The organism is Chloroflexota bacterium (assembly GCA_018648225.1).
Lineage (GTDB): Bacteria > Chloroflexota > Anaerolineae > Anaerolineales > UBA11858 > NIOZ-UU35.
In genome coordinates this window covers 1-7,961 of the sequence record JABGRQ010000183.1, presented here as the reverse complement: position 1 = coordinate 7,961, position 7,961 = coordinate 1, and the positions used below count along the sequence as shown (strand labels likewise).

At 48.8% G+C, this 7,961-nt stretch carries 8 protein-coding genes; all 8 read left to right on the top strand.

The features are described from left to right. Window positions 1-92: 92 nt before the first annotated feature. On the top strand, window positions 93-1,136 hold the full coding sequence (neuB, locus tag HN413_16325) for an N-acetylneuraminate synthase (protein ID MBT3391966.1): 1,044 nt from the start codon (window positions 93-95) through the stop codon (window positions 1,134-1,136). Next, window positions 1,133-2,308: a UDP-N-acetylglucosamine 2-epimerase (hydrolyzing) gene (neuC, locus tag HN413_16320; protein MBT3391965.1), complete on the top strand. Its 1,176-nt coding sequence runs from the start codon at window positions 1,133-1,135 to the stop codon at window positions 2,306-2,308. The genes neuB and neuC overlap by 4 nt, the downstream gene beginning before the upstream one ends. Window positions 2,309-2,447: 139 nt before the next feature. Beyond that, complete coding sequence (locus HN413_16315; protein ID MBT3391964.1) at window positions 2,448-3,098, top strand: acetyltransferase; 651 nt, start codon at window positions 2,448-2,450, stop codon at window positions 3,096-3,098. Continuing rightward, window positions 3,099-3,977, top strand: coding sequence for an imidazole glycerol phosphate synthase subunit HisF (hisF, locus tag HN413_16310; GenBank protein ID MBT3391963.1), 879 nt, complete (start codon window positions 3,099-3,101; stop codon window positions 3,975-3,977). Next, window positions 3,970-4,650, top strand: a complete 681-nt coding sequence (hisH, locus tag HN413_16305; GenBank protein MBT3391962.1) for an imidazole glycerol phosphate synthase subunit HisH — start codon at window positions 3,970-3,972, stop codon at window positions 4,648-4,650. The genes hisF and hisH overlap by 8 nt, the downstream gene beginning before the upstream one ends. Before the next feature lie 91 nt (window positions 4,651-4,741). Beyond that, window positions 4,742-5,962 carry an N-acetyl sugar amidotransferase gene (locus HN413_16300; protein ID MBT3391961.1) on the top strand — a complete coding sequence of 407 codons (1,221 nt, stop codon included), beginning with the start codon at window positions 4,742-4,744 and terminating at the stop codon, window positions 5,960-5,962. 303 nt (window positions 5,963-6,265) lie between these two features. Continuing rightward, entirely contained in the window at window positions 6,266-7,351 is a 1,086-nt protein-coding gene (locus HN413_16295; GenBank protein ID MBT3391960.1) for an NTP transferase domain-containing protein, read from the top strand. After that, the coding region (locus tag HN413_16290) for an SDR family NAD(P)-dependent oxidoreductase (protein ID MBT3391959.1) at window positions 7,348-7,961 on the top strand (614 nt) is incomplete at its 3' end. The genes HN413_16295 and HN413_16290, both read left to right, overlap by 4 nt.

The window sequence follows — 7,961 nt, the reverse complement described above, 5'->3', positions numbered from 1 at the left end:
AGTGCGAAGCCCCCCTATTTTCGGGCTTACTTTTGTAAAAATTGCGTAATTCCTAATCAGGATATTTCGAGAGTGACCTAATGACTTTTTTCATGGAAATTCGTGATCGTGTTATCGGGGATGGAAACCCTTGCCTAATCATCGCCGAAGCGGGAGTCAATCATAATGGGGATGTTGCGCTGGCGAGAAAGCTGATTGATGTGGCCGCTGAAGCGGGTGCAGACGCGGTCAAATTTCAGACCTTTGATGCCAAACGCTTGGCCAGCAGGACGGCACAAAAAGCACAATATCAAAAACAAACATCCGCAGCAGATGAATCGCAATTCGAGATGTTGCAACGTTTGCAATTGTCGCCGCAAGCACACCAGGAACTTCAAGCCTATTGCGGGCAACGCGGTATTTTATTTATGTCCACTCCCTTTGACGAAACCAGCGCAGATTTTTTAGCCGAATTGGGCATGGAAGTATATAAAACTTCATCTGGCGATATCACCAATTTGCCTCTCCTGGCGCATATTGCATGCAAAACCAAGCCCATGATTATCTCCACCGGAATGACAACACTGGAAGAAGTGGCTAAAGCCGTACAAACGGTGCGCGCAACTGGCAACCAGCAGCTTGCACTCTTACATTGCGTCAGCAATTATCCAACAGACCCTTTAGATGTGAATTTGCGCGCCATGCACACACTCGCCCGAGAATTTGATGTCCCGGTGGGGTTTTCGGATCATACCACCGGGATTGATATCGCCATCGCCTCGGTCGCGCTGGGAGCGGCGGTCCTGGAAAAACACTTCACGCTGGATCGCAGCCTCCCGGGGCCAGATCATCAGGCGTCTTTGGAGCCGGACGAGTTGGTGGTGTTGGTGGCAAGTATCCGGCGCGTGGAGGCTGCGCTTGGTGATGGGGTCAAACAGCCTGTTGCATCTGAAATCTCTGTTGCCGATATTGGCCGTCGAAGTTTGCATTGGAAAGAGATGCTTTCTCCGGGTACAATCATTACCCGGGATCATCTGATTGCTTTGCGCCCAGGAACCGGAATTTCTCCTGCACGAATAACAGCTTTCGTAGGTCGTCGTTTACGAAGGGTTGTGCGGTCAGGAGAGCTGGTTCTGGAAGATGATGTTGAGCTATGAGAATTATTGGCGTTGTTACCGTAGGACGCTCGGATTACGGTATTTATGTGCCATTATTACACCAAATACAAGCTGACCCTGAGCTGAGATTGCATCTCATTGTTGCCGGGATGCATCTTTCTCCTGAATTTGGTATGACGGTACAACAGATCCGCGCGGATGGCTTTCGAATTGACGAGCAGATCGAGATGTCATTGTCATCCGATACGCCCGAGGGGGTAGCTAAAACTATTGGGCTGGGAATGATTGGTTTTTCGCAGGCTTTTGCCCGTTCTCGCCCGGATATCCTGATCGTGCTGGGCGATCGCTTTGAGATGCATGCCGCAGCTCTGGCGGCATTGCCCTTCAAGATACCGGTGGCCCATATTCACGGTGGCGAAATCACCCAGGGCGCCATCGATGATGCTCTGCGACACTCGATGACCAAATTGAGTCATTTGCACTTTGTCAGCACACAAGAATATGCTCGGCGGGTGATTCAACTGGGCGAAGAGCCGTGGCGCGTCACTGTTTCGGGAGCGCCCGGTTTGGACAACTTGAGACATATTCAGTTGCTCACTCGTGAAGAATTGTTCGCGCAGTTCGGCATCCCATATGATGAAATAAATTTTCTAGTGGTAACCTACCATCCGGTTACTCTGGAATATGAACACGCAGAATGGCAGACGGCAGAACTGCTAGCCGCTCTCAAAATAGTGAACCTTCCCGTAGTTTTTTCGCAGCCCAACGCTGATACTGGAGGGCGTGTCATAGCGCGAATGTTGGCAGACTTCGTTGATGCTCACTCAAATGCTTACATGATCCATAATTTGGGAACACAGGGTTATTTCAGCATGATGGCTCATGCAGCCGCTATGGTTGGTAACTCGTCGAGCGGCATCATTGAAGCGGCATCATTTGAACTCCCGGTGGTCAATTTAGGGACACGCCAGGCCGGACGCGTGCGCGGAGCGAATGTCATCGATGTTGAATATCCCCGGGAAGCTGTCCTGGATGGCATTCGGCTGGCGCTTTCGCCGCAGTTCCGCGCCGATCTGCGTGGAATGAAGAATCCCTATCGCGAGGGCGAAGCAGCCCAAATCATCATCGCGGCGCTCAAAAAAGCCCAGTTTGACGAAAAGCTGATCGTCAAACAATTCTATGATTTTGGGGGAGATCCGGATATTCGATAACTGTATCCTGTCCACGGGCAATTTAGAATTATTTGCCTGGATTGTGATTGGCTGTTTGGGAACTGCGTGAGAAACCCCTGAATGTGGGCAGCTACCACAGTGATTCTCAAAACCTTTGTGATAATGTAAAGGATATATTATGACTGTGAAGGTGATCGGATTGGGGGCTGGGGGGCATGCCAGAGTTATTATCGAGATTCTTCGTTCTAATGAATCCTATGATTTGGTGGGATTGCTGGACCCCGGGCCGGAATTACACGGCCTGGATGTTTTGGGTGTTCCTGTTCTAGGAGGAGATGACTTGCTTCCAGCGTTGGTACAGGATAATAGCATACATTTTTTTATCGGCCTGGGCGGTGCAGGCAATAATCTGCCGCGCCAGCGTCTCTATGAAAAAGCATTGCAGTATAATATGCAGCCGCTTCGCGTGATCCACCCTCGCGCGATAATATCTTCTACCGCAGAAATTGGCGTGGGCGCAATCATCATGGCTGGGGCTGTTGTCAACACCTGCTCACGCTTAGGCCAGAATGTGATTGTCAATACCAATGCAGTTGTTGAACATGATTGTATGATTGGAGATCATGTTCATATTGCCCCAGGCGCGTTGTTGGCGAGCGCAGTTCGGGTGGAGAAAGGCGCACATATTGGCATTGGTGCAGTTGTCCGCCAGGGACTTATAATTGGCGAGAAGGCTATTATCGGAGCTGGCGCGGTGGTAGTGGAAGATGTTTCACCCAACACTGTTGTGGTAGGTGTTCCGGCACGTCGTTTGCATGGAGGAGAGTAGTTGAATATTCGTATCATACCCAGACTGGATATTAAAGGCCCTAATCTAGTTAAAGGTGTTCATTTGGAAGGATTGCGTGTATTGGGACGTCCCGAAGATTTTGCACGCTTTTATTATCAAAATGGGGCTGATGAACTGATCTATCAGGATGCGGTAGCCAGTCTTTATGGCCGTAACAGCTTGCTGGAGATTATTGAACGTACTGCAAGCGAAATTTTTATCCCCCTGACGGTAAGCGGCGGCCTACGAAGTGTGGAAGATATTCGTACTGTTTTGCGCGCCGGAGCAGACAAGGTTGCCATCAACACCGCAGCCGTCAATACCCCAGAGCTGATCCGCGCTGCGGCGTTGGCTTTTGGTTCATCAACTATAGTAGTTTCTATTGAGGCGATTAAACAGGCAAGTGGAAAATACGAAACCTATGTGGATTATGGCCGAGAAAGCACCGGCGTTGATGCCTATGAATGGGCCTTGCGCGCCGCTGATCTGGGCGCAGGTGAACTGCTGGTCACTTCAATTGATCAAGAAGGTACAGGCAAGGGTTACGATCTGGAATTAACCCGCCAGATTGCACAGGCCGTATCCATCCCCGTGATTGCTCTGGGCGGCGCAGGCCAACTGGAGCATATTTATGCTGTCATTGCTGATGGCTATGCCGATGCGGTTAGCCTGGCTTCAATGTTGCATTATGAATTTATCCATGAATATCAATATCGCGAAGGCGATTATCAGACGGAAGGCAATATCGAATTTTTACAAGGCAAGCGCGGCGAATTTGGGCGCAAAAATATTACGGGAACAACGATTCGCCAAATCAAAGAATACTTGCTAGAGCGTGGGGTTGACTGCCGATTGCAAAAGGAAACTGCCGGTGCCTGATCGCAAAGTACGCATTGCAATTGTAGATTATGGACTGGGGAACTTGTTTAGCGTTAAACTGGCCTGTGAGTGTGCTGGAATGGATGCTCAGATTACAGCCTCCCAACAAGAGCTTTTTGCTGCTGATGCTGTTATTTTACCTGGGGTTGGCGCTTTTGCTGATGCAATGCGCGAGCTAAAAAAATTGGATTTGATTGCCCCCCTGAAAGATTACAGCCAAACCGGAAAATCGCTATTCGGCATTTGTTTGGGGATGCAACTTTTAATGACGGAAAGCTATGAATTCGGAACGCATAAAGGTTTGGGTATAGTTGATGGGGATGTTGTTCCTCTGGAAAATCTATCATCCCTTTTTAACGGTGTCCCCCGAATGTTGAAGGTTCCCCAGGTTGGCTGGAATCAAATCTGGCGTAGACCAGACCATAAAAATTGGGCGGGAACACCGTTCGATAGTCTATCTGATGGTGAATATATGTATTTTGTGCACTCTTTTTATGTGCGCCCGCAAGAAGATGCGCTGGTACTCTCCCGGACGCGCTATGGGCAAATGGAGTTTTGTTCCAGTCTACAGTATAATAGCACCTTCGCTTGTCAGTTCCATCCTGAGCGGAGCGGACGACAAGGTTTATTGGTATACAAAAACATTGCAAAAATTGTAGCAGCAACCCATTGAATGCTGGAAAAGCCTGAAAAGATGATGTGCAGAGAGGATAATGCCCCTGCATACAACATCTCTTAGATCGCCTGTGTATTTGGAGTAACTTATGTCTGGTGAAATAAAACCTTTATATGGTCTTCCTGAGAAGGTTGTATACTGCAAGCGCTGTGTTATGTCGAATCAGCGACCCTCATCATACCCGGAGTTCAAGCACACCAAAGACCGTCAAACTCCTACGTTGAATATCGGTGCGGATGGTATTTGTGATGCTTGCCGATACGCCGATGTGAAAAAAGGCATTAATTGGGAAACTCGCGAGAAAGAGTTGGCCTATTTGTGCGATCAGCATCGTCGCAGTGATGGGTATTATGACTGCATTGTGCCCGGTAGCGGCGGAAAGGATAGCGTCTTTGCAGCGCATATCTTGAAGTATAAATACGGTATGCACCCGCTAACCGTCACCTGGCCTCCGATCATGTACACAGACTATGGTTATCGCAACTTTCGCAACTGGATTGAAGTGGGTGGTTTTGACAATGTGAGCATGAATCAAAATGGCCGCGTGATGAAACTGCTTACGCGGCTGGCAATCGAAAATCTGCTGCATCCGTTTCAGACGTTTATTTTGGGACAGAAGAATCTGGCTCCGAAGATGGCGTTGCGTTATAACATCCCATTGGTGTTTTACGGCGAAAATGAAGCTGAGTACGGCAATCCCATTGCAGAAAACACATCATCGCTGCGAGACAAATCGTACTATACGATGCAGAATTTTAAGAATATGTTCTTGGGCGGTGTTTCGGTACAGGAATTGATTGACCGGTATGACGTCTCTTTGGTTGATCTGATGACCTATTTGCCTGCCGATTACCGCGAGATTGAAAAATCGCAAATCGAAATCCATTATCTGGGATACTATCTAAAATGGGTCCCGCAAGAAGCTTATTATTATGCCGTTGATAATACCGATTTTCAGGCGCGCCCCTTCCGCACCCAGGGCACATATAGCAAATATAATAGTATTGATGATAAGATTGACGATCTGCATTACTATACAACCCACGCCAAATTTGGGCTGGGGCGGGCATCTTATGATTCATCGCAAGAAGTGAGAAACAAGCATCTCACCCGTGAAGAAGCGGTGACCCTTGTCAAGCGCTATGATGGCGAGTTCCCCGACCGTTACTTCGCTGAAGTGATGGATTATATTGGCATGGATCCAGAGCATTTCGTCGAATTATGCGACAAGGCCAGATCGCATCATCTCTGGACGAAAGAGAGTGGTGAGTGGCAGTTGCGCTACCCAGTTTGGGAAGTAGAACCGTAACCGAGGGATGCTTCCCTGTACCACTTTTAAAAAGAGATCGGGTAATGGAATATCCGGAGTGGATTGATAGAGAACGGCGCCTACGCACCAGAATACTTCTGGATTGGCCTGAAGCTCGCGATGAAGGAATTTTCCGAATTTGCCAATCCTGCGGGGAAATTTGTTTGTGCTCTGAGAAATCTTGCCCAAATTGCAATCTCGCCGAAATTACCAAAGAGAAAATTGAAACGGCGGAGTTACTAAGCGGAAACCGGATTCGTTGTCAATACCGGTTTGAGAATTTGCCCTGACCTGAGTAAAAATATGGCCGTTGACCTTTTAGATTTGTGCATTTCATCTGGTAGCGTAATTCGACAGGTGATTGAGAAGATTAATCTCAATGGGCTGGGAATTGCACTCGTTGTGGATGAAAAACGGGTTTTAATTGGCACGATCACTGATGGTGATGTGCGCCGTGCAATTCTTGCCGGAAACGACCTGGATTCTCCTGTAGATGAATTGCTCAAAAATAAAGCCTCAATTTACTCCCCGAAACCAATCACAGTTTCGCCGCGGACAGAGCGCAGTGAAATGCTGCGTCTGATGAAAGAATATGTTATTCATCAATTGCCTGTATTGGATGATGACGGGCGTGTGATTACTCTGGTCACGATGGATGACCTGCTGACCGAAGAAGAACAGCCAAGACTGCCCCTGCAGGCGGTCGTGATGGCGGGTGGCTTTGGCACGCGCCTGCGTCCCCTGACTGAAGATTTGCCTAAACCACTGCTTCCAGTGGGCGATCGCCCCTTACTGGAACGCACCATCGAGCAGTTGCGGCAGGCCGGAATTCGCAATGTGAGTATCACCACACATTTCATGGCCGAAAAGATCAAGCAGCATTTTGGCGATGGCAATGTGTTTGGCGTTGATATTAACTATGTTGAAGAGATCACACCGTTGGGAACGGCAGGCGCTCTGGGTTTGATGGATGTCCCCAAAGACCCCCTGCTGGTGATTAATGGCGATATTCTTACACAAGTAAATTTTCGGGCGATGCTGGATTTCCATCGACAAAATCAGGCCGCCCTTACGGTAGCCGTACGGCGTTTTGAGTTCAAGGTTCCCTATGGCGTTATTAATAGTGAGGGGCCGTTTGTGACGGACCTGAGCGAAAAGCCCGTGCTGAATTTTTTCGTCAACGCTGGCATTTATTTGCTGGAGCCATCGGTTTATCAGTATATTCAATCTGATCAGCGCCTGGATATGACCGAACTGATTCAGATATTACTGAATCACGATAAAAAAATTGCCAGTTTCCCGATTGTTGAATACTGGTTGGATATTGGTCAGCACACCGACTACGAACAGGCGCAACAAGATATAAAGGATGGGAGGTTTCATTCTTGAACTGGCAAACAAAAAAGATTTTAATAACAGGAGCCGGGGGCTTCATCGGTAGTCATCTTACTGAAGAATTGGTGCGCCGCGGCGCGTGGGTGCGTGCCTTTGTCCATTATAATGCCCTTGGACGGCGGGGCTGGCTGGATACATCTACGCTGAAAGATGAGATTGAAGTAGTCGCCGGGGATATTGCCGACCGTGATAGTGTGCGCAGCGCTGTCAGCGGAGTTGATGTTGTATTTCATCTAGCAGCCCTGATTGGTATTCCTTATTCGTATCAGGCTCCCTCATCCTATGTGCAGACCAATATCGTAGGCACGCTGAATGTACTGCAATCTGCCCTGGAGCAGGGCGTGGAGCGCGTGGTGCATACTTCTACCAGCGAAGCCTATGGCACAGCGCAATACGTGCCAATTGATGAGGTGCATCCCTTGCAGGGTCAGTCGCCTTACTCGGCGACTAAGATTGGCGCCGACAAACTCGCCGAATCGTTTCACCGTTCCTTTGGGCTGCCGGTTGCTACCATTCGCCCTTTCAACACCTATGGCCCGCGGCAGTCTGCGCGGGCGGTTATTCCCACCATTATCATGCAGGCGCTCACAAAGCCAGAAATCAA

What these genes read in the sequence shown, in the direction of transcription:
- neuC (MBT3391965.1), top strand. Translation starts at nt 1,133, where the DNA reads ATGAGAATTATTGGCGTTGTTACCGTAGGACGCTCGGATTACGGTATT.
- neuB (MBT3391966.1), top strand. Translation starts at nt 93, where the DNA reads ATGGAAATTCGTGATCGTGTTATCGGGGATGGAAACCCTTGCCTAATC.
- HN413_16295 (MBT3391960.1), top strand. Translation starts at nt 6,266, where the DNA reads ATGGCCGTTGACCTTTTAGATTTGTGCATTTCATCTGGTAGCGTAATT.
- HN413_16300 (MBT3391961.1), top strand. Translation starts at nt 4,742, where the DNA reads ATGTCTGGTGAAATAAAACCTTTATATGGTCTTCCTGAGAAGGTTGTA.
- HN413_16315 (MBT3391964.1), top strand. Translation starts at nt 2,448, where the DNA reads ATGACTGTGAAGGTGATCGGATTGGGGGCTGGGGGGCATGCCAGAGTT.